The organism is Deinococcota bacterium, assembly GCA_030858465.1.
Taxonomy (GTDB): domain Bacteria; phylum Deinococcota; class Deinococci; order Deinococcales; family Trueperaceae; genus JALZLY01.
The window spans coordinates 32,896-57,915 of record JALZLY010000158.1 but is presented as its reverse complement, the minus strand read 5'-3'; the positions used below and the strand labels follow the sequence as shown (position 1 = coordinate 57,915).

General features: G+C 68.2%; 30 protein-coding genes. 9 read left to right on the top strand and 21 right to left on the bottom strand.

The genetic code is table 11. The annotated features are described in order from the left end of the window. Window positions 1-300 (top strand): metal ABC transporter permease (locus tag M3498_07940; GenBank protein MDQ3459213.1); only part of this gene is annotated, 300 nt, incomplete at its 5' end. Between the two features lie 33 nt (window positions 301-333). Here the strand turns inward: M3498_07940 and M3498_07935 are convergent. Both M3498_07935 and M3498_07930 read right to left on the bottom strand, forming a co-directional pair. Then, complete coding sequence (locus M3498_07935) at window positions 334-1,122, bottom strand: histidinol-phosphatase HisJ family protein (protein ID MDQ3459212.1); 789 nt, start codon at window positions 1,120-1,122, stop codon at window positions 334-336. 13 nt (window positions 1,123-1,135) lie between these two features. Next, window positions 1,136-1,771, bottom strand: coding sequence for a hypothetical protein (locus M3498_07930; GenBank protein ID MDQ3459211.1), 636 nt, complete (start codon window positions 1,769-1,771; stop codon window positions 1,136-1,138). A gap of 114 nt (window positions 1,772-1,885) precedes the next feature. Between M3498_07930 and M3498_07925 the strand changes: the two genes are divergently transcribed. Next, on the top strand, window positions 1,886-3,229 hold the full coding sequence (locus tag M3498_07925) for a PASTA domain-containing protein (protein ID MDQ3459210.1): 1,344 nt from the start codon (window positions 1,886-1,888) through the stop codon (window positions 3,227-3,229). Window positions 3,230-3,292: 63 nt separating this feature from the next. Beyond that, window positions 3,293-3,622, top strand: a complete 330-nt coding sequence (locus M3498_07920) for a cyclic-di-AMP receptor (protein ID MDQ3459209.1) — start codon at window positions 3,293-3,295, stop codon at window positions 3,620-3,622. A 29-nt stretch (window positions 3,623-3,651) separates the two neighbouring features. On the opposite strand, the gene M3498_07915 is transcribed toward M3498_07920, so the two are convergent. The 5 genes from M3498_07915 to phoU form a co-directional block, all read right to left on the bottom strand. Beyond that, window positions 3,652-3,948: a hypothetical protein gene (locus M3498_07915; GenBank protein ID MDQ3459208.1), complete on the bottom strand. Its 297-nt coding sequence runs from the start codon at window positions 3,946-3,948 to the stop codon at window positions 3,652-3,654. 56 nt (window positions 3,949-4,004) lie between these two features. Further along, window positions 4,005-5,204, bottom strand: coding sequence for a kynureninase (gene kynU / locus M3498_07910; protein MDQ3459207.1), 1,200 nt, complete (start codon window positions 5,202-5,204; stop codon window positions 4,005-4,007). Then, window positions 5,201-5,806 carry a cyclase family protein gene (locus tag M3498_07905; protein ID MDQ3459206.1) on the bottom strand — a complete coding sequence of 202 codons (606 nt, stop codon included), beginning with the start codon at window positions 5,804-5,806 and terminating at the stop codon, window positions 5,201-5,203. The genes kynU and M3498_07905 overlap by 4 nt, the downstream gene beginning before the upstream one ends. Before the next feature lie 107 nt (window positions 5,807-5,913). Further along, a complete protein-coding gene (locus M3498_07900) occupies window positions 5,914-6,759 on the bottom strand; it encodes an N-acetylmuramoyl-L-alanine amidase (protein MDQ3459205.1) in 846 nt (281 codons plus the stop codon). Window positions 6,760-6,944: 185 nt separating this feature from the next. Next, on the bottom strand, window positions 6,945-7,583 hold the full coding sequence (gene phoU, locus M3498_07895; GenBank protein ID MDQ3459204.1) for a phosphate signaling complex protein PhoU: 639 nt from the start codon (window positions 7,581-7,583) through the stop codon (window positions 6,945-6,947). A 187-nt stretch (window positions 7,584-7,770) separates the two neighbouring features. Here phoU and M3498_07890 point away from each other — a divergent pair, with 187 nt between their 5' ends. Together M3498_07890 and M3498_07885 are read left to right on the top strand one after the other, a co-directional pair. Further along, window positions 7,771-8,436: a response regulator transcription factor gene (locus M3498_07890; protein ID MDQ3459203.1), complete on the top strand. Its 666-nt coding sequence runs from the start codon at window positions 7,771-7,773 to the stop codon at window positions 8,434-8,436. 111 nt (window positions 8,437-8,547) lie between these two features. Beyond that, entirely contained in the window at window positions 8,548-9,486 is a 939-nt protein-coding gene (locus tag M3498_07885; protein MDQ3459202.1) for an ATP-binding protein, read from the top strand. Window positions 9,487-9,547: 61 nt separating this feature from the next. On the opposite strand, the gene M3498_07880 is transcribed toward M3498_07885, so the two are convergent. Further along, a complete protein-coding gene (locus M3498_07880) occupies window positions 9,548-10,438 on the bottom strand; it encodes a glycosyltransferase (protein ID MDQ3459201.1) in 891 nt (296 codons plus the stop codon). Window positions 10,439-10,491: 53 nt separating this feature from the next. Here M3498_07880 and M3498_07875 point away from each other — a divergent pair, with 53 nt between their 5' ends. Continuing rightward, window positions 10,492-11,367: a patatin-like phospholipase family protein gene (locus tag M3498_07875; GenBank protein ID MDQ3459200.1), complete on the top strand. Its 876-nt coding sequence runs from the start codon at window positions 10,492-10,494 to the stop codon at window positions 11,365-11,367. Window positions 11,368-11,373: 6 nt separating this feature from the next. Here M3498_07875 and rocF read toward each other — a convergent pair whose 3' ends face one another. Further along, window positions 11,374-12,258: an arginase gene (gene rocF / locus M3498_07870; GenBank protein MDQ3459199.1), complete on the bottom strand. Its 885-nt coding sequence runs from the start codon at window positions 12,256-12,258 to the stop codon at window positions 11,374-11,376. 138 nt (window positions 12,259-12,396) lie between these two features. Between rocF and M3498_07865 the strand changes: the two genes are divergently transcribed. Beyond that, entirely contained in the window at window positions 12,397-13,161 is a 765-nt protein-coding gene (locus tag M3498_07865; protein MDQ3459198.1) for a hypothetical protein, read from the top strand. 2 nt (window positions 13,162-13,163) lie between these two features. Here the strand turns inward: M3498_07865 and M3498_07860 are convergent, their stop codons facing one another. Genes M3498_07860 through zwf form a run of 4 tightly spaced genes read right to left on the bottom strand, consistent with a single transcriptional unit; the run spans window position 13,164 to window position 15,728 of the window. Beyond that, window positions 13,164-13,622 carry a GNAT family N-acetyltransferase gene (locus tag M3498_07860; protein ID MDQ3459197.1) on the bottom strand — a complete coding sequence of 153 codons (459 nt, stop codon included), beginning with the start codon at window positions 13,620-13,622 and terminating at the stop codon, window positions 13,164-13,166. Further along, entirely contained in the window at window positions 13,609-13,917 is a 309-nt protein-coding gene (locus M3498_07855) for a DUF86 domain-containing protein (protein MDQ3459196.1), read from the bottom strand. Before M3498_07855 ends, M3498_07860 begins: the two co-directional genes overlap by 14 nt. A gap of 19 nt (window positions 13,918-13,936) precedes the next feature. Then, window positions 13,937-14,227, bottom strand: a complete 291-nt coding sequence (locus tag M3498_07850) for a nucleotidyltransferase family protein (GenBank protein ID MDQ3459195.1) — start codon at window positions 14,225-14,227, stop codon at window positions 13,937-13,939. 22 nt (window positions 14,228-14,249) lie between these two features. Then, a complete protein-coding gene (gene zwf / locus M3498_07845; protein ID MDQ3459194.1) occupies window positions 14,250-15,728 on the bottom strand; it encodes a glucose-6-phosphate dehydrogenase in 1,479 nt (492 codons plus the stop codon). 310 nt (window positions 15,729-16,038) lie between these two features. On the opposite strand from zwf, the gene tyrS reads away from it, so the two are divergent. Together tyrS and M3498_07835 are read left to right on the top strand one after the other, a co-directional pair. Beyond that, complete coding sequence (gene tyrS, locus M3498_07840) at window positions 16,039-17,244, top strand: tyrosine--tRNA ligase (GenBank protein MDQ3459193.1); 1,206 nt, start codon at window positions 16,039-16,041, stop codon at window positions 17,242-17,244. A gap of 250 nt (window positions 17,245-17,494) precedes the next feature. Beyond that, a complete protein-coding gene (locus M3498_07835; GenBank protein MDQ3459192.1) occupies window positions 17,495-18,061 on the top strand; it encodes a hypothetical protein in 567 nt (188 codons plus the stop codon). Here M3498_07835 and M3498_07830 read toward each other — a convergent pair. The 8 genes from M3498_07830 to M3498_07795 all read right to left on the bottom strand — a co-directional run bounded on the left by M3498_07830 (window position 18,045) and on the right by M3498_07795 (window position 25,016). After that, the gene (locus M3498_07830; protein ID MDQ3459191.1) at window positions 18,045-18,269 is read right to left on the bottom strand and encodes a hypothetical protein; all 225 of its coding nucleotides are present in this window, start codon (window positions 18,267-18,269) and stop codon (window positions 18,045-18,047) included. The two genes, M3498_07835 and M3498_07830, sit on opposite strands and share 17 nt — an antisense overlap. Window positions 18,270-18,345: 76 nt before the next feature. After that, window positions 18,346-18,627: a hypothetical protein gene (locus M3498_07825; GenBank protein ID MDQ3459190.1), complete on the bottom strand. Its 282-nt coding sequence runs from the start codon at window positions 18,625-18,627 to the stop codon at window positions 18,346-18,348. Window positions 18,628-18,687: 60 nt separating this feature from the next. Then, window positions 18,688-20,283, bottom strand: a complete 1,596-nt coding sequence (locus M3498_07820; GenBank protein MDQ3459189.1) for an ABC transporter ATP-binding protein/permease — start codon at window positions 20,281-20,283, stop codon at window positions 18,688-18,690. An 87-nt stretch (window positions 20,284-20,370) separates the two neighbouring features. Beyond that, window positions 20,371-21,495: a sugar synthetase gene (locus M3498_07815; GenBank protein MDQ3459188.1), complete on the bottom strand. Its 1,125-nt coding sequence runs from the start codon at window positions 21,493-21,495 to the stop codon at window positions 20,371-20,373. A gap of 133 nt (window positions 21,496-21,628) precedes the next feature. Beyond that, window positions 21,629-22,399: an acyl-ACP--UDP-N-acetylglucosamine O-acyltransferase gene (lpxA, locus tag M3498_07810; protein MDQ3459187.1), complete on the bottom strand. Its 771-nt coding sequence runs from the start codon at window positions 22,397-22,399 to the stop codon at window positions 21,629-21,631. A 5-nt stretch (window positions 22,400-22,404) separates the two neighbouring features. Beyond that, entirely contained in the window at window positions 22,405-22,827 is a 423-nt protein-coding gene (gene fabZ, locus M3498_07805; protein MDQ3459186.1) for a 3-hydroxyacyl-ACP dehydratase FabZ, read from the bottom strand. An 89-nt stretch (window positions 22,828-22,916) separates the two neighbouring features. Continuing rightward, window positions 22,917-23,936: a glycosidase gene (locus M3498_07800; GenBank protein ID MDQ3459185.1), complete on the bottom strand. Its 1,020-nt coding sequence runs from the start codon at window positions 23,934-23,936 to the stop codon at window positions 22,917-22,919. 45 nt (window positions 23,937-23,981) lie between these two features. Beyond that, window positions 23,982-25,016, bottom strand: coding sequence for a glycosyltransferase family 4 protein (locus tag M3498_07795; GenBank protein ID MDQ3459184.1), 1,035 nt, complete (start codon window positions 25,014-25,016; stop codon window positions 23,982-23,984). Between the last annotated feature and the right edge of the window lie 4 nt (window positions 25,017-25,020).

Here is a 25,020-nt window from a genome sequence, read left to right as displayed (position 1 = left end):
CGCTACGGCCTCATCACCCAGGAGCTGAGGCGCGCCGGACAGCGACGCGACAACGCCGAGCGGATGCTGCTCGTGCACCTCTACAACCACGAGGGGGACAGGGCGCAGGCGCGCGAGAACGCGCAGCCGGCCCTGGAGAGCCACCTGCGCTGGGACGCCGCCAAGGCCGAGGCGACCTTGCGGCGGGGCCTGGAGCGCGGCCTGATCAGGCGTGAGGGCCAGGGCGGGATGCTCTATCTCACCGAGGCAGGAAGGGCGCTGGCCCAGGAGGTGCTCGAGCCCTGGACCGCCACGCGCTGAGGGCGTTCTCGCTCTCACGGAGCAGTCGTCCTTTTAGAGCAGGACGGCGAGCGGCTGACCGGCACGAAACTCGAGCCGCTCGCGGTAGCCCGCGCTCTGCGCCAGGGCCAGCGCGTCCGCGAAGCGGTGGCCGACCTCCGCGGGCTTGTGCGCGTCGCTGCCCAAGACGACGCCGAGGCCAAGCTCCCGCGCGGCCGCCAGCAGGCTGGGGTGCGGGTAGGCCTGCTGGACGGGTTTGCGCCAGCCCGCGGTGTTTAGGTCCAGGGCGACGCCGCAAGCGGCCATGCGCGCCAGGGCGGGCCGGGCCAGCTCGAGGCCGCCATCCGGCAAGACGTGCCCGAACTTCTTGGGCAGGTCCAGATGGCCGACGCTGTGAAAGAGCCCGGTCTCGGCGGCCTGGGCGCAGAGCGTGAAGTAGTCGCGGTAGATGCCCGCCAGTTCGCGCGCTTCATACTCGGCGGCATAGGCCGGGTTGTCCAGGCCCCAGGCGCCCAGGTAGTGGACGCTGCCGATTATGTAGTCCCAGGGGTAGAGCCCCAAGACGCGCTCGACGAAGCCTTCGGTGCCGGGATGGTAATCGGCCTCGAGGCCGATGCGGATCTCGAGGCGACCTGCGTAGTCGCGCCTGAGCGCCTCGAGAAGGTCGATATAGAGGTCCAACTCGTCCTCGCTCATGCGCCAGGGCGCGTCGTACCAGGGCGGCATGGGCATGTGGTCGGTAAAGCAGAGGCTCCGGTGGCCGAGCCTCAGGGCCTGCTCGAGGTAGGCGCGGGGACTGCCCGAGGCGTGGCGGCAGAGCGGGGTGTGGACGTGCGAGTCCACTAGCGCGGTTCCATCAGCCGGGGAGCGCGTGGGTGATGCCGAGCCCAGGGTGCCGCAAGAGCCTGACCTCCCGCTCCAGAATCTCGGCGGCCCGCGCGGCGAGCTCGGCCGGGGCGGCCCGGCTCCCGGCCGGCTGGATGAGCACGGGGCGCGGCTCGAGCACGACCGAAGCCTCCGCCACGAGCCGCGCCATGACGGCGTCCGTGCCCCACTCGCTAGCCCACAGGTTTTTGAGCGCGATGAGCGCCGGCCGGCCGCGGCCGGCCCGGGGGCCCTCCGCCTCGGCGGGCCGGCGCAGGAGCAGGCGCTCCGGCAGCTCCCCCAGAGCCAGATAGAAGAGGTCGATGAACTCGTCGAGCAGGTAATGCGTCTTGATGAGCCGTTGAGCCTCCGGCGCGATGTCCTCGAGGTCGTCCTCGTCGGGGTCGTTCAGGTCGAGCCCGGCGAAGAGCGCGTTCAGCCGCTGGGGCAGGTTGTTGAGCCGGTAGAAGCGCTCCTCCTCCTCGGCGCTGATGATGCGCGTCGGCGCGACGGAGAGGCCCGCCGCCTCGAGCCTGGCCAGCGCGCTCAGCTCACCCCCGGAGCCCTGCAGTCCGGAGTTGAGGTAGTCCCTCAGTTTGAGTGGGCCCCTGGCGGGCTGGGAGGTCATAAGCTCAGGATACAGGAGCCGGAGGTCAGGAGCCAGAAGGAAAGGATCAGCAGCCGGCTTGTGCCGCTCTGTCCCGACCCTTTCCTTGCCCTGTCGTGTTAGACTCTGGCCTGTATGGCAACGCGCGCTCGTGCCCCGCAAAGAGTCCGGCAGCGCCGCCCGCCGGGCGCGGGCATGCCCGTCCTCCGGCTGGTCCTAGCGCTCCTGTTTCTGGTCGTCACCGCGGTGGCCCTGCTCCTTTACGGCCTGCGCTATTTGAACACCGAGGAGATCCGGGTGCCCGACCTCGTCGGCCACAACATCGACGCCGCCACCCTCAGCCTCGAGCAGGCGGGGCTCGAGGCGCGTCCTTATATCCAGCATTCGCCCGACCTGCCGCTCAGCAGCGTGATCGCGCAAAACCCCGAGCCCGGCAGCCTGGTCCGGCAGGGGCGCTCGGTCAGCCTAGCGGTCAACCTGCCGCGCGAGAACCTCGCCGTGCCCGATCTCGTGGGCACGGCGCAGCAGGGGGCGGCGCGCGCGCTCGAGGCGGCCGGGCTCGGCCTCGGCCAGGCGAGCTACGTCTACAGTACGGCGCCCATCGGTCAGATCGTCGCTCACGAGCCTCCGGCCGGGGCGAGCGTGCAGGCCGGGACGGCCGTGGACGTCGCGGTGAGCCGCGGCTTTCAGGCGAGCCAGCGCCAGGTGCCGCGGGTGATCGGCCTGTCGGTCGCCGACGCGCGGCGCCAGCTCGAGAGCGCGGGCTTTTACAACATCGAGGCGGTCGTCTCGACGGTAAGCCGCTCGGGGATCGACGCGGTGCGGGCGCAGTCGCCGGAGCCGGGCCAGGTGGTCCTCGACACGCAGCCCGTCACCATCTATTACAACTTGGCGGACGAGCGCGTGGTCGAGATTCCCGACCTCTCCGGGATGAGCCTCTCGCGCGCCCAACTGCGCCTGCGCCAGCTCGGCCTGACGCCGGCCTGGATCAGCGAAGAGAACGACCCCGAGCAGCCCGCCGGTGTCGTCGACGTGCGTCCCTCGGGCTGGACGGTGCAGGGCAGCCCCGTCGTCCTGGTCGTCAACCGCAGCGGCGTGTCGGAGGCGGATGAGGCCGCGTTCGACGACCTGCTCCTGCCGGACAGCCTGCGCTGGCAGGACGGAGCCGCCCTGCAGGGCGGCTTTGACCCGTCGCGGCTGACCACCACCGTCCCCTTCCCGGCTGCCTCCCCGGCCTCAGCTGAGCCCGCTGTCGAGGGGTTGGGCCGCGTCATCCCCATCAGCTATCCCATCTTGGATACCCTGACCAACCGGACCTACCGCTTTCGCATCGTCGTGGACGACGACGAGGGCCAGCGCACCGCCTTTGAACAGGACGTCAGGCCGGGCGATACGGTGCAGACCAGCATCACCGTGTTCGGCGAGGTCGAGGTGTCCTTCTATCTCGACGAGGACTGGGTCTACTCCTGGTTTCCCTAGCTTCACGGCCAGCCCAGGGGCGGATGTTGCCCTCGAGGGCGGGGCGGTATGCTAGACTGCGAAATGAAACTCTTGCTCACGATCATCCAGGACGCGGACGCTCAGTCCCTGCAAAAGGCGCTCGTCTCGAGCGGCTTCGGGGCCACCAAGCTGGCCTCGACGGGGGGCTTTCTCCGCGAAGGCAACACCACCTTGCTCGTCGGCGTCGAGGACCATGAGGTCGAGCGCGTCAAGCGTATCATCCACGAGACCTGTCGCGAGCGCGTCAAGGCGATGACGCCCAACCCGCCCCTGGCCGACATGCAGGAGGGCTACCTGGGCCAGCCGCTCGAGGTCACCGTCGGCGGCGCGGTCGTCTTCGTCCTGGGGGTCGAGCAGTACGAGAAGCTCTAAGGTCAAGCAGGGTCCAAGATCAGGCGCGATCAAGGCGCGGGCGTGGCTTTGGCGGACTCGAGACTGGCGCTGAGCGGCTCGCCTAAGTCGAGCGCCAGGATACAGACCTCGAGGGCGACCGCCTGCTTGCCGCCGTCGCCGTCCTGGACAAGACCCGAGAAGGGGATGGCCCTGCCGCCGTAAAAGGCGTCGCGCAGGCGCTGCAGGTCACGCGCCACGACCGGGCCGCCAGCCTGCCAGTCACCGCGCAAGACGAGCTCGCCTTTGCGGGTCTGAGGGACCAGCAGGCCTGTACCGACAATACCGTAAAGCTCCGCCTCGTCCACGCCTCACTCTAAGGCGGGAGGACGGACAACATTGAGGCTCAGCCCTCAAGTGACCCTTACGTGACCCTGGGCGGCGCGTCCTTGCCGGGGCTGTTCGTCGCCTCGCGGCGCGCGCTCGCGGTGAGCAGCTCGCGCAGGACGGTGACGGCCTCCTCGAGCTCGGCCTCGGTGTTGTAGAGGGCGACGGGGGTCAGGCGCAAGAGGTTGGGTGGCCGGAAGTCGGCGGTGATGTTGCGCTCGCGCAGGGCCAGGCTGATGCGCCGCGCGCTCCTGCACTCGAGCGCTACGTGTCCGCCGCGCGCCTCGTGCTGGCGCGGCGTGCGGACGCTGACTTCTGGCAGTTGCTCGTCTACGAGCGCGATGAGTACGTCGGTGAGCTCGAGCGAGCGAGCGCGGATAGCCTCCAGGCTGCAGTTCTCGAAGACCTCGAGCGCGCCCTCCAAGGCCGCCGTCGCCAGGATGCTGGGGGTGCCGATCTGAAAAGCGCCCGCGCCCTCGGCAGGGCGAAAGTCGGAGCTCATCTCGAACTGGCTCGCCTTGTCGTGTCCCCACCAGCCGGGCAGGCCGGGGCGGACGCCCGTGTGCTTGTCGTGGACGAAGAGCCCGGCGGGCGCGCCGGGGCCGGCATTGACGTACTTGTAATGGCACCACACCGCGAAGTCCACGCCGTCGTCGTGAAAACGGTGGGGCATGGCGCCGACCGAGTGGGCGGCGTCCCAGCCGCTGAGAATCCCCCGCGCCCCCGCCGCGGCGGTGATGGCGCGCACGTCCAGGCGCTGGCCGCTGCGGTAGAGGACCGTCGGCAGCCAGGCCAGGGCAATGTCGGGCGTCAGGTTGGCGAGGATGTCTCGGGTCTCGAGGCTGTGCCCGTCACGCGACGGCACCAACCTGAGCTCGCCGCCCAGCCGCTCGGCCCAGGCCCGAAGCGCGTAGAGATCGCTGGGAAAGTCGAGCTCGGTGGCGAGCAGGTTGCGCCGTTCACCGTCTGGCCGGTAGAAGGTAGCCAGCAGCGCGTGCAGGTTGGCGGTGATGCTCCCGGTGGCGACGACCTCGCTCGCGCTGGCGCCGACCAGCCTCGCCAGCGCGGGGGAGAGGCGTTCAGCCAGGTCGAACCAGTCCTCCCAGGCGTTCACGCCCTCCTGCGCCCACTGCCTGAGGCGGCGCTCGACGGCCGCGCGCGCCAGGTGCGGCATGGGGCCGAGCGAGTTGCCGTCTAAGTAGATGCCCTTGGGCATGGCAAAGGCGTCGCGCTTCACCGCAAGACCGCCCGAACGGGGGAGGCGTCGGCGTGAGGCAGGCTGAGCGGCAGGCAGATGAGCTCAAAGCGGCCCAACGCCACGTGGGCCAGATTGAGACCCTCGATGATTATCATGTCGTGCCTGGCAAAGGCCGCGTGGACCGGCAGCTCCTTGGAAGCAAAGGCGTCCATGCTGGGCGCGTCGGTGCCCACCAGCCGCACGCCGCGCGCCGCCAGCGCGTCGACGAGTTCGGGGCTGAGCGGGGCGAAGTCTTCGGGAAACGCTTCCCAGCGCTCCGGCTGGCCCGTATAGAAGAGCACCCGCTCGGGCAGCGCACCGTGACCCGCCAGGACGTCAGGGCTGACGGGGTGATAGCCGCGAGCGTCGATGACCTCGGCCTCGCCGACGAGGAGTTCCAGCGGCACCGCCGCCAACCTGGGGCCGTCCGCGAGGTAGTGAAAGGGCGCGTCTACGTGCGTGCCCAGGTGGGTGGTGGACGTCAGCTTCATGATGTTGACGCTCGAGCCCTCGCCCAGGGTAGCGGACTGCTCGAGGGCAAAGGTGGTATCGCCGGGCCAGACGGGGTGGCCTGGATGGAGCACGCGGGTGATGTCTTTCATGCCCAGAGCATAGCAGGTTCGTCGCCCGGCAAATTCCGCCCATAAGGTGAGGCGAGCCTCTATTTCGACCGGCAACTCGGCGGCGATGAAGGTCCTGAGCGTCCGCACTAGTCGCTCCGCAGCCGGCCCTGGCTCTCGAGGTAGCCGAGAATGCCTACTGCCAGCGCCTCGGCCGGGCGCGTGGCCGCCAAGAGCACCTGGCGTTCGCCGGGATGGCTGAGGTAGCCGAGTTCGACGATGACGCCGGGCGTGCGCGGGCTGACGCTGTGGCGGTAGCGGCGATGGTTGAGGGCGTAATAGTGCAGCATGTTGCGGGTGACGTTGTGGTGGTCGTCGGGAAAGCCGAGGCGGCCGTGGTAGGCCGCGTCGATAAAGCCCTTGAGGACGGGCTCGAGCGGGTTGCGCGCGGGCACGAAGTGGGCCGACTTGTAGCCGCGCCGCGCCGGGTCGTAGGCGCTGTCGGCGTGCAGCGCGACGAAGAGGTCGGCGCGGTAGCCGGGCGGCACCGTGGCCGGCAAGAGGTCCACCGCTAGCCCGCGCGCCTCGAGCTTGGCCTTGAGCCTCTCGGCCACGGCCAGGTTGACGCCCACCTCGCTGACCCCGCCCGCGTAGGCGCCGGTGTTCAGCCTGAGGGCGGCGAGCTCGTCGGGCTGCTCGCTCGCGCGCAGATGGCCGATCTGCAGGCCCACCCGGACCGGGCCGAGCCGCCAGTTGACGAAGTCTCGGCGGTAGCTCTGCAGCGTCGTCCCCACGGCGCCGCGCAGCGACGTGCCCGCCTCGCGCGCGGCGCCGTCCATGCCCATGCCCAAGAGGAGCAAGCAGCAGAGCAGCAGGGCGAGGAGCAGCGCGCGCCGGTAGCGGGGCGACTTGTCCCGCTCTGCCAAGGCCTCTTCTGCCAAGGCCTCTTCGAAGCCGCTACCATCCTCGAGCTCGTCATAGCGCGGGCCGTACACAAGCCAAGCCTAGCACCGGCGGAGGACCGGAGGCTGAGGACCGGGAGCCGAGAAAAATCTCGCATAAAATCTCGCATAATCGGAGCTGGACAGTTTGCCAGACCTGGGGCGAAGTTTGGCCTTTAAGCCAATCCTTAAATCCAGTCCTTAAACCCAGTTCTCTAGGCTCAGCCCTCGGCCCTGCCCTAGAGCCGCTCCCCCGTCAACCAAAAGATGATGTGCTCGTTGACATTCTCGAGGTGGTCGCCCAAGCGCTCTAAGTAGCGGCCGACGTTTAGGAGCTTGGTCGCCTTGCCGATGGTCTGCGGGTCCTCCATCATGTAGGTGAGGAGTTCGCGCTGCACCTGCTCGTAGAGCTCGTCGATCTCGTCGTCCATGGCAAGCGCGGCGCGGGCGTCCTCGGCGCTCGACTCGGCCAGGGCCTTGATGGTCGCCTCGATCATGCCGGTCAGGATGTCGAAGATGCGCGCCAGGTCCAGGTACTTTTTGAGCGGGGTCTCAAAGGCGAGCTCAGCGCCGGTGCGGGCGACGTGCTCGGCGTAGTCGCCGGCGCGCTCGATGTCGGCCAGGGCGCGGTACATGGCGCCCAAAAAGCGCAGATCGCCGGCGGCGGGCTGGCGGCGGGCGATGATGGTGAGGATGGTCTGCTCGAGCTGCGCTTGCAGGGCGTCGATGCGCCGGTCGTTTTCGGCGCAGCGCAGGGCCGCCTCGGCGTCGCCGTCCAGGAGGGCCCGCCGGGCGAGGTAGGTGCTCTCGCGGACGAAGCTGAGCATGCGCACCACCGCGCCGCTCAGCTCCTGAAGCTTCTGCTCGAGGGCGTTCATCGGCTCTGACAGTAGCATAGTCTCGCCAGTATGGAGCGGGCGTGTCAGGGGCGCGTCAGGAGGCGGGGGTTAGGGGTTGGGGAAAGTCAAGACCCTAATCCTCAGAAGCCAGCCCTGCCTTTGGCTGACCTTGCCATGACAGAGGGGACGCTAGAATCGTCTTTATGGCGCTTTGGGAGACTGAGCCGTGAGTCGCGTTCTGGTCGTGGAGGACGAGGGGGTGGTGCGCGAGCTCATCGCCTTTCACCTGGGGCGGGCGGGTTTTCGCGTCCTCGAGGCCGAGCGGGCCGCCGAGGGCTGGACGCTGCTGCCCGAGGCCGACGCGGTGGTCCTCGACTGGATGCTCCCTGACGAGCCGGGCGTGGACTGGCTCAGGCGGCTGCGCCGCGAAGGGCGCTACCACAAGCTGCCGGTGCTCATGCTGACGGCGCGCGCCACCGAGATGGACAAGGTGCAGGGCCTGGAAAGCGGTGCCGACGACTATCTCGTCAAGCCCTTCAGCGCCGCCGAGCTCGTCGCCCGGCTGCGCGCGCTCCTGCGCCGCGCGGGCGCGGACACGCAACTCGAGCTCGGCGACCTCAGGATCGACGTGGCCCAGGGGCTGGTCACCCTGGCCGGCCGGCGCCTGCAGCTCACCCGGCGCGAGTTCGAGCTGATCGCCTATTTGGCGGCGCACCCGGGCCGGGTCTTCAGCCGCAGCGAGCTCTTGGACCGCGTCTGGGGTGAGGACTTCCTGGGCACCGAGCGCACCGTGGACCAGCACGTGGCGCAGCTCCGGGCGCTGCTCGGCGGGAGCCGCATCGAGACGGTCAGGGGCCGGGGCTACCGGATTCCGCCCGCGCGTGAGGGTTAGCCGTAACGGCGGCCATACCATCTGGGCCCGCACAGTCTGGAGCCGTACAGTCTGGGACAATACAGTCTGGACAGTCTGGGCCCGCACAGCCTGGAGCCGTACAATCGAGGCATGACCGACCCTGATGTCGCGCTTCTCGACACCCTGAGCGAGGGCGTGGTAATCATCCGCGGCGGCCGGGTAGGCTTTATCAACCGCGAGGCCGGGCGCCTCCTCGAGGTCGCGCCCGAAGGGGCCAGAAACCTTCCCCTCATCGCCGTCTTGCGCGACCACCGGCTCGAGCGCGCCTACTTAGAGGGCGTGGCCGCCGAGCTCGAGACGCGCGGCCGCAGGCTGCTGGTCCGGCCCATCCCGGCGGGGCTCGCGCTCCAGGACGTGAGCGAGCTGCGCCGTGCCCAGGAGGAGGCCCGCGAGCTGCTAGCCGTCCTCTCGCACGAACTGCGCACGCCGGTGACGACCATCCGCTCGGCCCTGGAGGCGCTCGCCTACGAGCTGCCGCCCGCGCAGCGCGAGCACTTTTTGGGCCGTGCCAAGGCCGAGACCGAGCGGCTGGTGCGGCTCCTCGCGGACCTCACCGTGGACGTGAAGCCGCCCCGACTGCGCCGCATCGCCCTGCGCGAGGTGGGCGACCGGGCCGTCATGCTCCTGCAGGACACCTTCGCCGAGCACCGCGTCCTCGCCACGGCCGCTCTGCCCGAGCTGACGGTGCTGGCCGACAGCGACAAGCTCCTGCAGATCCTCATCAACCTGCTCGAGAACGCCGCCATCCACGGTCCCGATGGGCGCAGGGTCTCTCTGGACGGCGCGGCCAAGGGCGGCTTCGCCGAGGTGACGGTGCGCGACGAGGGCCGGCCCCTGCCGCCTGAAAGCATCGCCTCGCTCTTCGAGCCCCACAGCCGCGGCCCAACTGTCAATGCCAAGGCCAAGGGCACCGGCTTGGGCCTCTACATCGTGCGCAGCATCGCCCAGCGCTGGGGCGGCCGAGCCTGGGGCCGGGCGCTGGCGGCGGGCAACGAGTTCGGCTTCTCGGTGCCGCTGGCGCCCCCTTAGGGCGTGGGCCTGACGGCGCTGCTCGAGAGAGCCCGCGGTAGTGGCTATGCTCGAGCAGGCGCTAGGGTCCGCCTAGAAAGGCCGGATCGGAGGTCTCGAGGCTGTCGCCGAAGGGGCTTATGTCGAAGCGCCCCTGGCGGAACATCCGGGCGATCCGCGCAAAGGCCTCTCGCCTGAGCGGGTCCTTGCCGCAGCGTGCTTCCCAGAAGGACTGAGCCAGGACGGCCCGGCGGTGCAGCCAGCGGTAGCCCCGTCCCCGGTAGCGCTGCGACAGCTTGTAGCCGCCGCGGTAGCCCTCGAGCAGAAAGTCGGGCCGGGCCGGCGTGGCGCTGCCGCCCAGGTGAAGGACCGGGCTGTTCACGAGCCGGCAGTGCCAGCCCGCCCGGCGCAAACGCCAGGACCAGTCGATGTCCTCGTTGTAGAAGCGCAGGCTGGGGTCCATGCCGCCGACCGCCAGCACGGCCTCCATCCGAACGACCTGCAAGCAGCCCGCCAGCCAGGAGACGCCCAGCGCGGCGCCCAGCGGCCGCCGCGCCAGCCGCCAGGTGTGCAGGCGGTAGGGGAGGCCCTGGTCCTGGACGCTGCCCCGCGGGGTGAGCGGCAGCGGCCCGACCATGCCCGTGCGCGCCGTGCCGAGGACCCCCAGGAGCCGCCCAAAGGTCTCCTCGCCGACGAGCACGTCGGCGTTGATGTGGGCGGCGACCCTGGTCTCGCAGCGCTTGAGGCCTTCGTTGACGGCGTGAGCGAGGCTGTGGTTGGCGACCCTCAGCAGCGCGACCCCGGGAAAGGCCCTGAGCAGCTCGCTGGTCTCCTCGGCGTCGCCGCTCTCGACCACCACCAGGTGGGCGCCGGCGGCGTGCCGGCGCAGCCGGCGCAAGCAGGCGCGAAGGAGCAGCGGCGTGCGGTAGTGGATGACGAGGACGGTGAGATCGGTGAGGGCGAACGTGTTCACAGGCCCGATTCTACCTGGCTGCGTTCTCATAGGTGCCCGCGTAGACTGAAGGCATGACCCGCGGTTCGCGTCCCTTGCGCATCGGCGTGGCCCTGGGCGGTGGCAGCGCCCGAGGTTACGCTCACATCGGCGCGCTTAAGAGCCTCGAGCGCCACGGCTTGGCGCCGCAGGTCATCGCCGGTACCTCCTTTGGCGCCGTCATCGGCGCGCTCTACGCCGCGGGCCGCAGCCCTGACGCACTCGCCGATCTCGCCAACGGCGTGCGCCGGCGCGAGCTCCTCTCAGCGGTGTGGGACGCGGGCTTTCGCCAGGCGGCGCTGCTAAAGGGCGACAGGCTCGAGGTTTACTTCGACGCGCTGCTGGACGGCCGGACCTTTGCCGACCTGAGATGCGAACTCGTGGTGGTGACGACCGACGCCGCCAGCGGCGAGCGGGTGCTCCTGCGCTCGGGGTCCGTCGCCCGGGCCCTGCGTGCGACCGTGGCCCTGCCCGGCCTGCTGAGCCCCGTCCAGGTGGACGGCCGCCGCCTCATGGACGGCGGCCTCGGCTCGCCGGTGCCGCTCGAGACCTTGGGCGGCGAAGGGGTCGATCTGGCCATCGGCATCGGCACCGGGCTCGAGGGCGACCACTCGGCGCCCATCCGCCTCACCCGCCGCGTCCTGGCTACGCCCTGGGGCCGGAGTCTGCGGCGCCACCTCTGCGCGCAAGCCGGCGAGCACCCCGTGCGGGTGCTCGGGCGCAGTCTCGGCTACGTCGTCGCCTCCTGGGAACCGCAGGGGCGAGCCGAGGACGCCTTGCACGTCCAGGTGACGCCGTCCATCGGCTGGCTCACCTTCCACCGGGCCGAAGCGGCGATCGCAGCGGGCGAGGCCGCCGTCGAGGCCTTTCTGCCGCGCCTCCTCGAGGCCAGCCGCCGCTGCCGGCCTTAGCTCCGGCTAGAGAATCGTCTTGCCCAGCAGGCTCGAGGCCATCTCGACTATGATCCGCGCGGTCTTGTTCTGCACGTCCAAAATGGGATTGACCTCGACCAGGTCGAGGCTGGTGACGCCGCCCGCGTCGGCCAAGAGCTCCATCAACAGGTGCGCCTCGCGGTAGGAGAGCCCGCCCGGGACCGGCGTGCCCACGCCCGGCGCGACCGCGGGGTCGAGCACGTCGGCGTCGAAGGAGACGTGCAGGCGTTCCAAGTGCCCCAGGTGCTCGAGCGCCTCCGCGGCCACCGCGGCGACGCCCTGGTGGTCGATGGTCTTCATGGTAAAGGCCTTGATGCCGCGCTGCCGGATAAAGTCGCGCTCGCCCTCGTCCACGCTGCGGACGCCGATAAAGACCACATCCTCGGGCCTCAGCACGGCCCCGCCGCCCCAGATGGCCAGGAGCCGCGCGTCGCCCTCGCCGAGCAGGTGGGCGAGCGGCATGCCGTGGACGTTGCCGCTCGGGCTGGTGCTTGGCACGTTGACGTCGGTGTGCGCGTCGATCCACAACAGGCCGGTGCGGCCTGCCCCGGCGACCCCGGCCACGGTACCCATCGAGATCGAGTGATCGCCGCCCAGGACGATGGGGAAGGAGTCCGCGGCGAGTTCCCGAAGCCGCCTCCGCGTCTGCGCGCAGGCGTCGGCGATGGCGCCCAAAAAGTGAAGGCCGTTCTTGTCACTCAGTGCCTCGGGCACGGGCGCCTCGACGTTGCCGAGGTCTTGGACCTGGTGCCCCAACTTCCGCAGGCTAGCCTCGAGCCTGGCCAGCCGGATGGCGCTCGGCCCCATGTCCACCCCGCGCCTGCCCGCGCCGAGGTCCATCGGAACGCCCAGGATGGTGATCTTTTTCATAGCTCGAGCTTAGCACAAGGGCATGTCAGGGACGCGAATATGCATCTTATTACAAGACCACGCATAGCCTTTACGGCAGCTTGCTATTCTCACGACCCGTTTCGGAATTTTTGCCAAGCGGTTGCTATACTCTTGGCTATGTTCCCAAGCAGGGAAGACATCGTTGGCGCTGTAAGCGAAGCGCTCTTCAGGCATCCATTCGTGTTTGCCTGCTGGCTGGAAGGTGCGGACGCTCAGGAGCGGGTAGATGCGTACTCGGACATCGACATGTGGCTCGATGTTCAGGACGGTCATGAAGGGGATGTCCTGAAGGGGGTGAAGTGGACGTTGGGCTCGTTGGCACCTCTTGAGTTTGAGTACGAAGCCGAGCATCCTCACCTCCAAATCCGGCAGGCTTTTTTTCGGCTCCAGGGAACGCCTGAGTTTCTTGTTCTCGACCTCAACATTCAAAGTCATAGTCGGGACCTCGCCTTTACCAGGGAAAATAAAGGCGAAGCGATCAAGGTTCTTTTCAACAAGGCTGACGCTATCAAATTTAAGCCGTTAGATAAGGCGCAGTTCGAGGAAGAGCTTCAGGAGAGAATTGAGCGGCTCGAGCGCGAGTGTAGCCTCTTCCAAGTGTGGGTAAAGAAAGAACTGGCGCGCAATCGGTTTTTAGAGGCGCTCCGCAACTATCACAGCCATGTCTTGCAACCCCTCGTCGAGGTCTTGCGGATCAAGTACGAACCTACCAAGCGAGACTTCTACCTCAAGGACATTAGCCAAGACCTTCCCTCTGATGTTGTTGCCACCCTAACGGCTTTGTATGCTGTGAACACCACAACTGATATAGCCGCGAAGCTTCCGCGTGCTTCACGGCTAATGGCCGAGACTGTCGCGGAGTTGAAGCGTGTAAAGGGCTAGGGTCACTTGCGTCTCATGCTCAGGGCATAAGCCTCAAAGCCAAGTGACGACCAAAAGCGTTGTCCCTCAGGATTGGAGGCGAGAACTTCGAGGACGACTTCAGCACCGTCAGGAAAGTGCGTTCGCCTCAGGTGCTCGAAGGCCGCGCGGCCGAGTCCCCGGCCGCGCCGATCCGGCTCGACATAGAACTGACGCAGGTAGATGAGCGTTCGGCTCGCGTCATAGTCGTCCTGGCGCTCTTGATGGACGGCGTAGCCGACGATCCTGCTGTCCTCCATGAAGAGGGTGATGGCCCAGTCGCCGCGTAACCAGCCCCACATGCGCGCCTCGAGCTCGCCAATGCTCATAGGATTGCGGCTGCCTTCGTCTTGGATAAGCCGTTTGTTCATCCGGGCCAGCGGTGGCAGGTCAGACTCTTCAGCTGATACAATCGTCAGTCGTGCTAATTCACTCTCCAACAACGAGGGCCTCCTCGAGATCTTTGCAGAGCCTGGGCAGTTCTTCTGTGACGGTACGCCAGACGATATCCAGGTTGACGTCAAAATAAGCGTGAATCAAGCGGTTTCTCATAGCGACGAGGTCACGCCAAGGAATATGCGGGTGTGCCTGTCTGTACTCGTTTGAAAGGCCGGTCGCTGCCTCACCGATAATCTCGATCAGCTTGACCAGCGACAGGACCAGCATTCGATCAGTGTCGAGATGCTCCCGGTGCTTGCCGTCTGCGAACAGCAGAGCTTCGTGGGCTGCCTCGAGCATGTGCTGAAGCCGAACGCGATCAGGTCTTTGCATACTGGACTTCCGCCATTGCCATTACCTCATGGCGAAAATGACGGCTCAGATCCTCTGGCGTCCGCATATCGACCTTGGCCCCAAGCAAGTCCGACAGTTCCCGCTCTATACCTGCCAGGCGCAGCAAGCCCGGCACGTGACCCCGTTCAAATTCGACCAAGACGTCGATGTCACTGTCGGGACCGGCCTCGCCGCGGACCACTGAGCCGAAGAGCGACAGCTTGTGGATATGGTGATGCTGGCAGAAGTCGCGGACCAATGCGGGGGGAAGCCTCATCTCTTTTGCATGATACGGCAGTTCAGGTTGAACCGCCGTCCCCCGGCACCTGCCAGCGCCGTCCCGAGGCCTCGAGCAGCGCCTCGGCCTCCACCGGCCCCCAGCTCCCCGCCGGGTAGGGCACGGGTTCCATCTCGTCCCACGCGGCGATGAGAGGCGCGACCACCTGCCACTGGGCCTCTATCTCGTCGGCACGCATGAACAGCGTGGCGTCGCCGCGCATGACGTCCAAGAGGAGCGTCTCGTAAGCGTCGGGATTGTCCCCTTTGAAGCCGCGGTCGTAGGTGAAGTCCATGCTGGTCTGCTGGAGCTTGAGGCTGCCGCCGGGCACCTTGGCGTTGAAGCGCAGGCTGATGCCCTCGCCCGGATGCAGGCGCAAGATGAGGGCGTCGGGTGCCGGGGGCTCGGCCAGCTTGAAGGGGATATGCGGCGGGGTCTTGAAGCGCAAGACGATCTCGCTGGCCTTGGCCGCCATGCGCTTGCCCGACCTGACGTAGAAGGGTACCCCGGCCCAGCGCCAGTTGTCGATGTGGAAGGTGGCGGCCAGGTAGCTGCCCTGTCTCGAGCCCTCGGCTACGCCCTCCTCCTCGAGGTAGCCCTTCATGCCGTTGGCGCCCAGGTACCGCCCCTTGACGGCGTCCTGCGGCCGGACGCAGCGCATGGCCCGCAGGACCTTCACCTTCTCGTCGCGCACGCTCCGGGCGTCGTAGCTCGCCGGCGCCTCGGTGGCGGTCAGGGCCACGAGTTGCAGGACGTGGTTCTGGATGATGTCGCGCAAGACCCCGGCCTCCTCGTAAAAGGAGCCCCGGCCCGCCACGCCCATAGCCTCGGCCACGGTGATCTGCACGTGGTCTAGGTACTGGTTGTTCCAGTTGGGCTCGAACAGCGCGTTGGCAAAGCGCAAGGCGGCGATGTTCTGCGCCGTCTCCTTGCCCAGGTAGTGGTCGATGCGGTAGATCTGCTCTTCCTTGAAGGCGCGCTCCAAGACCGTGTTCAGCCCTCTGGCCGAAGCGAGGTCGTGGCCGAAGGGCTTTTCGACCACCAAGCGGGCCCAGCCCCTGTCCTCCCTGCTCAGCCCCACGGCGTGCAGGCCGCGAATCACGCTCGCAAAGACGCTCGGCGGCACCGACAGGTAAAAGACGCGGTTGCCCGCCGGGCCCAGCCCCTTGCCCTCATCGACATCGGCGAGCTTCGCCGCCAGGCGCTTGTAGGCGCCGATGTCGTCGTAGCCTCCGACGAGGTAGGAGAGGCGCCCCTCGAGCTCGCGCCAGCGCGCTTCGTCGAAGGTCTTGGGGCTGTGCTCCTTGAGCGCCTCCTTCATCCTCTCGCGAAAGGTCTCGTCGCTGAGCTCGCCCCGCGCCATGCCGACGAGGCGCGTGTCTGGGTGGAGCGCGCCCATGAGGTGGAGTTCATAGAGGGCGGGCATGAGCTTCCTGGCGGCGAGGTCGCCGGTGACGCCCAGGATGACAAAGGCGCAGGCTTCGGCGTGGGGGGTTTGCATAAGGCCTCCTAGTTCGGGGTAGTCGTCAAGCACTGGGCTTACTCTAACAGGTGCTCATGCGGGCAGGCTTTTCAGTCACGCTGCCGTCGGGCCCGCTCGCGCCAGAGCCTGCCGCAGCGCTTCATGCGCTGCGTGATATGCATGATGCCGAGCCTCATGGCCACCCATGCTACTGCAAAGCGGAGTTGCTTAGGCTCGAGCTTGGCAGGTAATCTGAGGGGCGATTGAAGATTCAATATTGAAAATTAAAAGGTCTTCTATTTTCAATTTGAAATTTTCAACGTTCAATTTCATTGTTTGGAGGGAGTCTATGTCCCCAGCAGAAGCGCTTGCCGCTATCAAGCGCGGCGCCGTGCGGATCGTGCCCGAAGAGGCGCTCGCCAGCAAGCTCGAGCGGGCCCGGGAGACGGGCGTGCCGCTCAGGGTCAAGCTGGGCGCGGACCCGTCCAGCACCGACCTCCATATCGGCCATGCCATCGTGCTCAGAAAGATGCGCCAGTTCCAGGATCTGGGCCACAAGGTGGTTCTGATCATCGGTGACTTCACCGCCATGATCGGCGACCCCACCGGCCGCTCCAAGACCCGCCCGGTCTTAAGCCTCGAGGAGACCCGCAGGAACGGCGAGACCTACGTTGCTCAGGTGACCAAGATTCTAGACCCCGACCCCGGCAGGCTCGAGATCCGCTACAACTCGGAGTGGTTGGAGCCCATGGGCTTCGCCGAGGTGATCAAGCTGGCCTCGAGCTACACGGTCGCCAGAATGCTCGAGCGCGACGACTTCACCAAGCGCTACCGGGCGGGCGAGCCGATAGGTGTGCACGAGCTGCTCTACCCGCTCTCGCAGGCCTACGACTCGGTCGCTATCCGTGCAGATGTTGAACTCGGTGGCACCGATCAACTCTTCAACCTGCTCGTCGGCCGCGACATCCAGCGCGAGTACGGCCAGGAGCCGCAAGTCGCCCTGGTCATGCCGCTCTTGGAGGGCTTGGACGGTTCGGAAAAGATGTCCAAGTCGCTGGGCAACTACATCGGCATCGGCGAGCCGCCCGAGCGCATGTTCAAGAAGGCGATGCAGGTGCCCGACGCCCTGCTGCTGCGCTACACCGAACTCGCCACCGGTCTCGACCTCGCCGAGATGAAGCGCCTGCTAGGCCGGGACATCAAGAGCGCCCACCGGGTCTTCGCCCGCGAGCTCGTGCGCCTCTACCACGGCGAGGCACCCGTCGGTCACGCCGAGGCGCGCTACGACTACGTCGCCAGGGGCGGCATTCCCGACGACGTGCCCGAGCTCGTCATCGACAGGAGCGAGCTTACCGATGGCGAGATCTGGATCTGCAAACTTGTCACCTTGGCAGGCCTGAGCGCCTCGAGCGGCGAGGCCCGGCGCCTCATCCAGAACCGGGGGCTCAAGCTGAACGGCGAGGTCGTCGAGGATTTTCAGGCCAAGGTCGGCCTCGCCGAGCCCGTGGTCTTGCAAAAGGGCAAGGACCGCTTCGTAAAGGTGGGTGCAGCTTAGGGCTCTCCCGAAGGTGATTTTCGGCAGCGCTGATCTTCACACGCTGATGCGCCGTGACCTCATTAGCTCATCAATCATCACCTCATCAATCAGCATCTAGCCTCTCAATCTCGACCTACCGACGAAGAAATCCGCTGTGGCACGCGTGCGCGCCGCAGCCGAAAAGGCCTGGAACCGCCGCGGTCCCTTGAACCCACCGAATCCAGAAAACGTCGGCGCCTCGAGGGGCGAGACGTGGCATGATGATGCCATGAGAGCACCTTGCCTCCCTACAACCTTGTTGGCCCTGCTGATCCTTCTCGCTCCGGCGGCGAGCGCGGAGACGCCCGACGGCGAGGAGGGGCTGTGGTTTGGCGCCTCGCTCACCTCGAGGATCTTGCTGAGCGGGGTTCAGGCGGGCCTCGGCGTCAGCGGCCTCCTGGGCGAAGGCCTCGACGCCAGGTTCGACCTGGCCTACCTGCCGCTCGTTTTGGGTATGCCCGGCCCCGACGCGCCGCCGTCGCCGCCGCCGCTCTTTTTCGAACTGGGGGCGAACGCGCTCGGCCACACCGCCAGACCCCCACTGGACGCCTCGCTGTCGTTCGTCGCCTATGGCGGCGGCGGTCCCCGGCTGCTCGCGCTCCTCGTCGCGCCGAGCGGCGTCATCCTTGGCGTGGGCGGCATCGGCGGCTTCGAACTGCGCTACGCCCAGGTCGGCCTCTTTCTGGAAGCCGACGCCTCGCTCGCCCTCTTGGGGATCAGCACGCAGGGGATCGCGTTTGGGCCGGTCCTGGTCCCTGTTCCCAAGCTCGCGCTCGGCCTCAACTACCACTTCTAGGGCGCGCTAAGCAGATGAGCTGGCTCGAGCTCGCCCGGTAGCGTTCCCGCTCGAAGTTGCCGTAGAACTGCAAGTGCATAAAGCCCGCCCCTCTCAGGGCGCGCTCGAGCTCGAAGCGGCGGTAGTAGCGCTGGGTGAGGGTGGCCGTCTCGCGGGTCAGCCTGCCGCCTTCGCCTACCAGCCTGCCGCCTTCGCCTACTCGGTCCAAGTAGTAGCGCGTCCCCAGAACCTGCGCGTCCTGTCAAGGGTCTGGTAGAGGAAAGCTCGTGCTCGAGCGTGGTGCGTCACAGGGGCTCCATGACGGTCGGCTCGCTCAAGGAGAGAAAGGTCGCGGTGTCGATCTCTTCCTCCTCGAAGCTGACGGTGACGGGCACCTCCACGCGGTAGAGGCGCCCGTCCTGCTCGACCATCCCCTTATAGATCATGCCGCTCGTCTCGGCGGCCTTGAGCGCCCCTAAGTCGCCCTTGAAGGTGCCGCGGATGGACTTGGAGCCGACGAGCGAGGTCGCCACGGTGGCGATGGCCGTGCCTTCGGTGTCGTTTAGGGTGGCGGGTTCGAAGTTCATGCTCTCACCGGCTTTCGAGCGCGTCGCCGCGCTCTATGGAATCGTCGTGCCGTCCTTATTCTAAGGGCTGAGCCGGCGTGGCGTCAGCCCATCTTCGGGGGCTATGAGGCTCAGACGGCCCTGCGCCGTCAGCTCGTAGACCTCGTCCGCCGCCCCCAGGAGCGCCGGGCGGTGCGCCACCACGATGACCAGCCGCCGCCGCGACTGCTCGAGCAGCGTTGCCACCAGGGCGCGCTCGCTCGCCTCGTCCAGGTTGGCGCTGGGTTCGTCCAAGAGCAGGACCTCGGGCTCCGCGAGCAGGGCGCGGGCGGCCGCCAGGCGCTGCCGCTGGCCGCCCGAGAAGCCCGCGCCGTCCTCGCTGAGGCGGTAGTCGAGGCCGCCCAAGTCCCTCACCGCCTCCAGGAGCCTGACCGCCCGCAAGACCTCCAGAAGCCGCGCCTCGCTGTAGGCGCGGCCCAGAAGCAGGTTGTCGCGCAGGCTGCCGCGAAAGAGGAGGTTGTCCTGGGGCACGTAGGCGACGCGCCGGCGCAACTCGGCCTCGGCGTAGGCCCCCAGCGGCCGGCCGTCCAGGAGGATGCGGCCGCCGTCCGGCTCCAGAAAGCCGAGCAGGAGCCTGAGCAGGCTGCTCTTGCCGCTCCCGCTCTCGCCGCTGAGGGCGACGAGCCCGGGCCCCTGCCAGTCGGCACTTACCTTGTCCAGCAGGGCGGGGCCGCCGGGGTGGGCGAAGGAGACGCCCTCGAGGCGGAGGCTCCCGGCCCCCCGCGCCCGCCCGGAGCGAAGGGTGGCCGTGGCCACGGGCTCCTGGGGCAGCCTGTAGAGCGCGTGCAGCCGGACCTTGGCGGCCTTGGCGCCTTGCAGCAGGGCGTAGCCCTTGGGCAGGAGCTGCGCGGGCGTGGCGATGAGCGCCAGGAGCGTGATGTAGGCGCTGACCTCGCCTAAGCTCATCTCGCCCGCCGCCCGGCTGCGCGCCAAGATGACCAGCAGCGCAGAGGCGGCGGCGAAGCCCAGAATCTGGGCGAGCGGCGTCTGCAAGCCCGCCCACAGCGCCCGGCGCGACTGGGCCCTGGCGGTGGCGCGGTTGGCGCCGCCCAGGCGCGACAAGAGGAAACCCGTCAGGCCAAAGGCGCGGGCGACCTCGAGCCCCTTGAGCCCCTCCTGGAGGTGAGCGCCGACCTCCTCGGTCTGTTCCTGGGCCTCGCGGGCGCTCCTGGTCACCTGCCGCCCCGCCAGCCACAGGCCCAGAGCGAGCGGCAGGGCCATGACGAGGAGGTAGAGGGTGGCGGTAGCGTTGGTGTAGAAAAGGACAAAGACGATGCCCAAGAGGGTGAGCGACTCGGCGACCAGGGTGCCCAGGCCGAACTGAAGGTAGGTCTCTATGTCGCGCAGGTCGGTGAGGATGCGGCTCGCCAGGCCGCCGCTGCTGCCGCCCAGCCGGCCGGGCTGGCGCCCCAGCAGGCGCGCGTAGACGGCCTCGCGCCAGCCCGCCGCGACGAGCGCGGCCGCGCGCCCGAGCCAGGCGTCCTGCGCCCAGAGAGCGGCGGAACCCAGGGTGACGATGAGGCCGCCCACCGCCAGCACCCCCGGCAGGGCCGACAGCTCGCCGCCGGAGAGGACCCGGTCAAAGACGGGCTGGATGAAAAGGGGCGCCACCGCCACGCGCAAGAGGGCATTGAGCCCCGCCGCCAGCCCGCCGAGGACGGCCCAGGGGATGAGGGGCAGGAGGAGGGAGGGGGGGGTTGGCGCTCACGCCCTTGCGTCTTCCTCCAGGTCCTCGAGGATGCGGGCGACCAGCGCCTTGGCAGCCCCCGGCCGGGGCATGGTCGCGCGCAGGCGCTCGCGGCGGCGGGCGAGCTCCTCGGGGTCTTCGAGCAGCGTGCGCATGCCCGCGGCGACCCCCTCGGCGCTGACCTTGCCCTTGATCTCGAGCATCAGATCCTCGCCGCTGATGTGGTTGGGCAAGGCGACCGGAAAGCGCGGCGCGGCCAGGAGGACCGCCTGGCGCTTCAGGGCGGTGCCGACCAAGGGGATGAGCGAGAGCCAGTGGCCGGGGCCCTCGAGCGGGATGACCTCGGGCTTGTTGAGTGGCAGAACCACCACGCTGGGCACCCCGGCGACGCCCAGCTCCAAGGTGTTGGTGCCGGGAATCGTCAGGGCCAGGTCGGCGGCGCGCATGTGGGCGTAGCGCTCCCCCTCGGCGATGATCTCGACGGCGTAGCCCGAGGGCGTGGTGACGAGGTTCCCGTCGCGCCTGCCCGCCACGCCGCCGAGCGTCGCCTTGTCCCGCCCGGCGATGCCCGCCGTCACCGATTCGTCGCTCAAGAGGCGGCTCACGGGCCAGACGAAGCGCGCCTCGGGAAACTGCGCGCCCAACCTTTCGACCACCGCCAGCATGAAGGGGATGAGGTGGACGGCCATGCTGTTCCTGCTGCCGGTCATCACCACGATGTGGGGCCGGCCGGGGCGGGGCGCGCGCTCGGCGTTCTGGGCGGCGTCGGCGACGAGGTTGCCGACGACCTCGACGCGGTGCGCGGGCGCTCCAAGGAGCCTCGAGCGCTTGGCGGCCCTAGCGTCGGCCACGAAGAGGCGCCGCAGGCGCCGGTGCCAGTAGGGGTTGAAGGCGTAGCGGTAGCCGGGGTAGCCGAGCCTGTGGGCCAGCTTGAGGGCCAGGCCGGTGTTGCCGCCCATGCTGAGGACGAAGCCCTGAGGGCCCCTCCAGACGCGCTGCCGGGTTTCCGGCTTGCGCCCGGTGGCGACGAAGCGCAGGAAGTCGGCGGGGGTGGTCACCGCGTCGGCGCCGAAGTCACGAGCGATCTCTGCCTCGTTGCCGCTGGCGAACTGGCAGGGGATGAGCGAGACGGTGAGTGTCATGTCCGGCCGCCTCCTGCGCAGCTCGCGCAGGACGGGCTGCACCCAGGTATAGAGCTCGCCGGGACCGTTGCTGACCAGGACTGCTTCGATGGTTTGGCTCCTCCAAAGGGTGGTTGGTGAGTGGTGGGTGGAGTCAGACGAAGCCGCAGATACCGCGCTTGGACGCCTCCTTGAAGCGGAGCATCTCGCGCACCTCGTCGCTCTCTTGGGCGAGGTCGGCGACTGTCTCCCAGTCCCGCCGCCGCGCGGCGCGAATCGCGCGCTCGAGCATCCCATACGCTTCGACCGTGAGGCCGCGGCGCTCGAGGCCCACCCGGTTGAGCCGGTAGTGTTTGGCGGGGTTGCCGCGGGCCATGCTGTAGGGCAGGATGTCCTGGTTGCTGGCGCTGCCCGCGCCGTACATGGCGCAGGTGCCGACGCGGCAGAACTGGTGCAGCAGCGCGCCCGCGCCCAGGTTGGCGTGGTCGCCCACCTGGCTGTGACCGCCCAGCTGCACGCTGGTGGTCAAGACGCAGCCCCGGCCGACGCTGACGTTGTGGGAGACGTGGCTGTAACTCATCAGCAGGCTTCCCCTGCCCACTCTCGTCGCCTCGCCTTCACCGCTGGCGCGGTGGACGCTTGAAAAGTCGCGCATCACGACCTCGTCTTCCAAGACCGCGCAGCTTGGCTCGCCTCCAAAGCGCAGGTCCATCGGCTCGCCGCTCACGGTGGCGTAAGGCCCCAGGCGGCAGTTCCGTCCGACGCGGCTGCCGCTGTGCAAGACGGTGCCCGGCAGGAGCGCCGTCCCCGCGCCCACCCGCACGTCCGCCCCTATCACCACGAAGGGTCCGACGACGACGCCATTCTCCAAAACAGCGTCACCGTGCACGACCGCGGTCGGGTGGACGGTTGCGCTCGAGGCCACCACGCCTACTTCGTGAAGATAAAGGAGAGCGTGGCCTCGGCCGCGACGTCGCTCTCCACTAGCGCCCTCGCCTCGACCTTGCAGAGGCCGCGCCGGAACATCAAGATGGTGCCGGTGAGCCTGAGCGCGTCGCCGGGAACCACCTTGCGTTTGAATTTGGCGCTCTCGATGGCGGCAAAGTAACCCGGCCCGCGCTCCTGCAAGCCCTCGCGCACCGCCAACCCCACCGCCGCCGCCTGCGCCAGCGCCTCGACGATGAGCACTCCGGGCATGACGGGCTCGCCTGGAAAGTGGCCCTGGAAAAAGGGCTCGCCCGCGCTCACGTTCTTGAGGCATTCAAAGCCGTCGCCCTCTTGCGAGACGAACTTGTCCACCAGCAAAAAGGGGTAACGGTGAGGCAAGATGGCGCGGATATCCACGGTCTTCATGAGCGAAGTCTACCTCAATCGCCTTCTACCCGCTCGACTGGAGCCCCAGCTGCAGCCAGAGCTCGACCTCTACCAGAGCGAGCTCGCCACTACTCGACCCCGAGCCGCGGCGGCACCCCGTGCTGGTCGAGCCAGCCCAACAGCGCCTGGACGCTGCTTGTGGCCAGCGCGACGCAGGTATCCGCCCCGCCGTAGTAGAGGTTCAGCGTGTCGCCGTCGTCCCCGACGGTGAAGCCACAGGGAAAGACCACATTGCTCACGTCCCCCTCGCGCTCGTAGCTCTCCTCGGCGCCGAACACCCAGCGGTCACCGCGCTTTAGGCAGCGCTCCGGGTGCTCGAGGTCGAAGAGCGCCAGGCCGAGCCGGTAGAGGCTACTCGAGGTGGTGGCGCGGACCCCGTGATAGATGACGAGCCAGCCTGCGGATGTCTCGATCGGGGGCGGCGACAGGCCGATCTTGTGCGCGTCCCACCAGGCGCCGCGCCGGGCCTCGAGCATCAGCTCGTGGTGCCCCCAGTGATGCAGGTCCGGCGAGTAGGAGAGCCACATGTGCGCGCCCAGCGGCGTCATCGGGCGGTGGATCAAGACCCAGCGCCCGCCGATGCGCTGCGGGAAGAGCGCCGCGTCCTTGTCCTCGGGAGACATGATGAGCCCCAGGCGCTCGAAGCGTCTAAAGTCCTCGGTGAGCGCCAGCGAGACACCCGGGCCGCCCCGCGAGTACGAGGTGTAGGCGATGACGTACTGGTCGAGCTCCGGCACGAAGGTGATGCGGGGGTCCTCGATGCCCCAGCTCTCCTCCGGGTGATCCTTCGGCGCGGGCAAGAGGGTCGGCTCGGGGTCGATCTCCCAGCCGTCGACGCCGTTCGGGGAGCGCGCCACCCCGAGGTGCGACAGCCCGGTGCGGTCCTCGACGCGGCAGAGGAGCAAGGTAGTGCCGTCCTTGAGGCGCGTCGCCCCGGCGTTGAAGACGGTGTTTACGGGATAGGGCCAGTCGGAGGCCGTCAGGATGGGGTTGTGCGGATAGCGCTGGAAGAGAATCGGGTGGCTGCCCCCGATCGGCTTCTCGGGTGGGCTCTTGACAACGGGCTTTGGCTTGAACGTTTTCTCCATAGCACCCTCCATGACCTCTGTTGATGCTGCTAGTCTCCGACACCGCTAGCTGACATGCCCTCGCCCTATTGTGTACCCTTCGGTCACCTTGTGGTAGAGCTCGAGATACGCCTCGACCATGCGTGCCTGGCTGAACCGCGTGGCCGCGTAGGCGCGGACCCGCGCGCGGTCGAGATCTGCCACCGCCTCGAGCGCCGCGGCGGCCTCGGCGAGCGTCTCGACCACGAAGCCGCTCTCACCGTGGGCCACGACCTCGGGGATCGCCCCGCGGCGGCGCGCGATCACCGGGGTGCCGCAGGCCATCGCCTCGACCATGCTGAGACCGAAGGGCTCGTCGAAGTTCACCAGGTGCACGAGCGCGTAGGCCCCGCCCAGGAGAGCGTCGCGCTCGGCGGGACCCACCGAGCCGAGGTAGCTCACCCCGTCGCCGAGTGCGGGCGCCACCTCGCGCTCGAAGTACGTGCGGTCGTGGACGATGCCGGCCAGCTTGAGCGGGCGTCCCGTCCGCCGGGCCAGTCTGATCGCCTCCGCCACCCCCTTATCCGGGTGGATGCGCCCGAAAAAGAGCAGGTAGTCGCCCGCCGCCTCGCGGAGCGTGAACTCGGCAAGGTCGATGCCGTGGTAGACCGTGGCGAGATAGTCGAGCGCCGGGTGGCGGTCGGCCTGGCTGATCGACGTGTAGAAGCCGCGGCGCTGGTACTTCCGGTAGACGGGCAGGATGCGCTCGGAGGAAAAGCCGTGGATGGTCGTCAGCACGGGCGTGTCGACGAGGCCGCTGTAGCTGAGCGGCAGGAAGTCGAAGTGGTTGTGGATCAGCTCGAAGTCGCCCGCGCGCTCGAAGACCTCGGCGACGTGCAGGCACTCGTAGACCTTGGCGTCGATCCCCGGGTCCTCCTGGTAGGGCCGCGGGCACACCGCGACGAGCTTCGCTGCCGTAAGCGAGTCGGCGGTGGCGAAAAGCGTCACGTCTACGCCGCGCGCCACCAGCCCCTCGGTGAGGAGCGAGACCACGCGCTCCCAGGGGCCGTAGTGGCGGGGCGGGACGCGCCAGGCGATGGGCGCGAGCATGGCGACGCGCATCCTT

What these genes read in the sequence shown, in the direction of transcription:
- M3498_07930 (MDQ3459211.1), bottom strand. Translation starts at nt 1,771, where the DNA reads ATGACCTCCCAGCCCGCCAGGGGCCCACTCAAACTGAGGGACTACCTC.
- M3498_07925 (MDQ3459210.1), top strand. Translation starts at nt 1,886, where the DNA reads ATGGCAACGCGCGCTCGTGCCCCGCAAAGAGTCCGGCAGCGCCGCCCG.
- M3498_07920 (MDQ3459209.1), top strand. Translation starts at nt 3,293, where the DNA reads ATGAAACTCTTGCTCACGATCATCCAGGACGCGGACGCTCAGTCCCTG.
- M3498_07905 (MDQ3459206.1), bottom strand. Translation starts at nt 5,806, where the DNA reads ATGAAAGACATCACCCGCGTGCTCCATCCAGGCCACCCCGTCTGGCCC.
- phoU (MDQ3459204.1), bottom strand. Translation starts at nt 7,583, where the DNA reads ATGAACGCCCTCGAGCAGAAGCTTCAGGAGCTGAGCGGCGCGGTGGTG.
- M3498_07885 (MDQ3459202.1), top strand. Translation starts at nt 8,548, where the DNA reads ATGACCGACCCTGATGTCGCGCTTCTCGACACCCTGAGCGAGGGCGTG.
- M3498_07875 (MDQ3459200.1), top strand. Translation starts at nt 10,492, where the DNA reads ATGACCCGCGGTTCGCGTCCCTTGCGCATCGGCGTGGCCCTGGGCGGT.
- rocF (MDQ3459199.1), bottom strand. Translation starts at nt 12,258, where the DNA reads ATGAAAAAGATCACCATCCTGGGCGTTCCGATGGACCTCGGCGCGGGC.
- M3498_07865 (MDQ3459198.1), top strand. Translation starts at nt 12,397, where the DNA reads ATGTTCCCAAGCAGGGAAGACATCGTTGGCGCTGTAAGCGAAGCGCTC.
- M3498_07855 (MDQ3459196.1), bottom strand. Translation starts at nt 13,917, where the DNA reads ATGCTCGAGGCAGCCCACGAAGCTCTGCTGTTCGCAGACGGCAAGCAC.
- M3498_07850 (MDQ3459195.1), bottom strand. Translation starts at nt 14,227, where the DNA reads ATGAGGCTTCCCCCCGCATTGGTCCGCGACTTCTGCCAGCATCACCAT.
- zwf (MDQ3459194.1), bottom strand. Translation starts at nt 15,728, where the DNA reads ATGCAAACCCCCCACGCCGAAGCCTGCGCCTTTGTCATCCTGGGCGTC.
- tyrS (MDQ3459193.1), top strand. Translation starts at nt 16,039, where the DNA reads ATGTCCCCAGCAGAAGCGCTTGCCGCTATCAAGCGCGGCGCCGTGCGG.
- M3498_07835 (MDQ3459192.1), top strand. Translation starts at nt 17,495, where the DNA reads ATGAGAGCACCTTGCCTCCCTACAACCTTGTTGGCCCTGCTGATCCTT.
- M3498_07825 (MDQ3459190.1), bottom strand. Translation starts at nt 18,627, where the DNA reads ATGAACTTCGAACCCGCCACCCTAAACGACACCGAAGGCACGGCCATC.
- M3498_07815 (MDQ3459188.1), bottom strand. Translation starts at nt 21,495, where the DNA reads ATGACACTCACCGTCTCGCTCATCCCCTGCCAGTTCGCCAGCGGCAAC.
- fabZ (MDQ3459186.1), bottom strand. Translation starts at nt 22,827, where the DNA reads ATGAAGACCGTGGATATCCGCGCCATCTTGCCTCACCGTTACCCCTTT.
- M3498_07800 (MDQ3459185.1), bottom strand. Translation starts at nt 23,936, where the DNA reads ATGGAGAAAACGTTCAAGCCAAAGCCCGTTGTCAAGAGCCCACCCGAG.
- M3498_07795 (MDQ3459184.1), bottom strand. Translation starts at nt 25,016, where the DNA reads ATGCGCGTCGCCATGCTCGCGCCCATCGCCTGGCGCGTCCCGCCCCGC.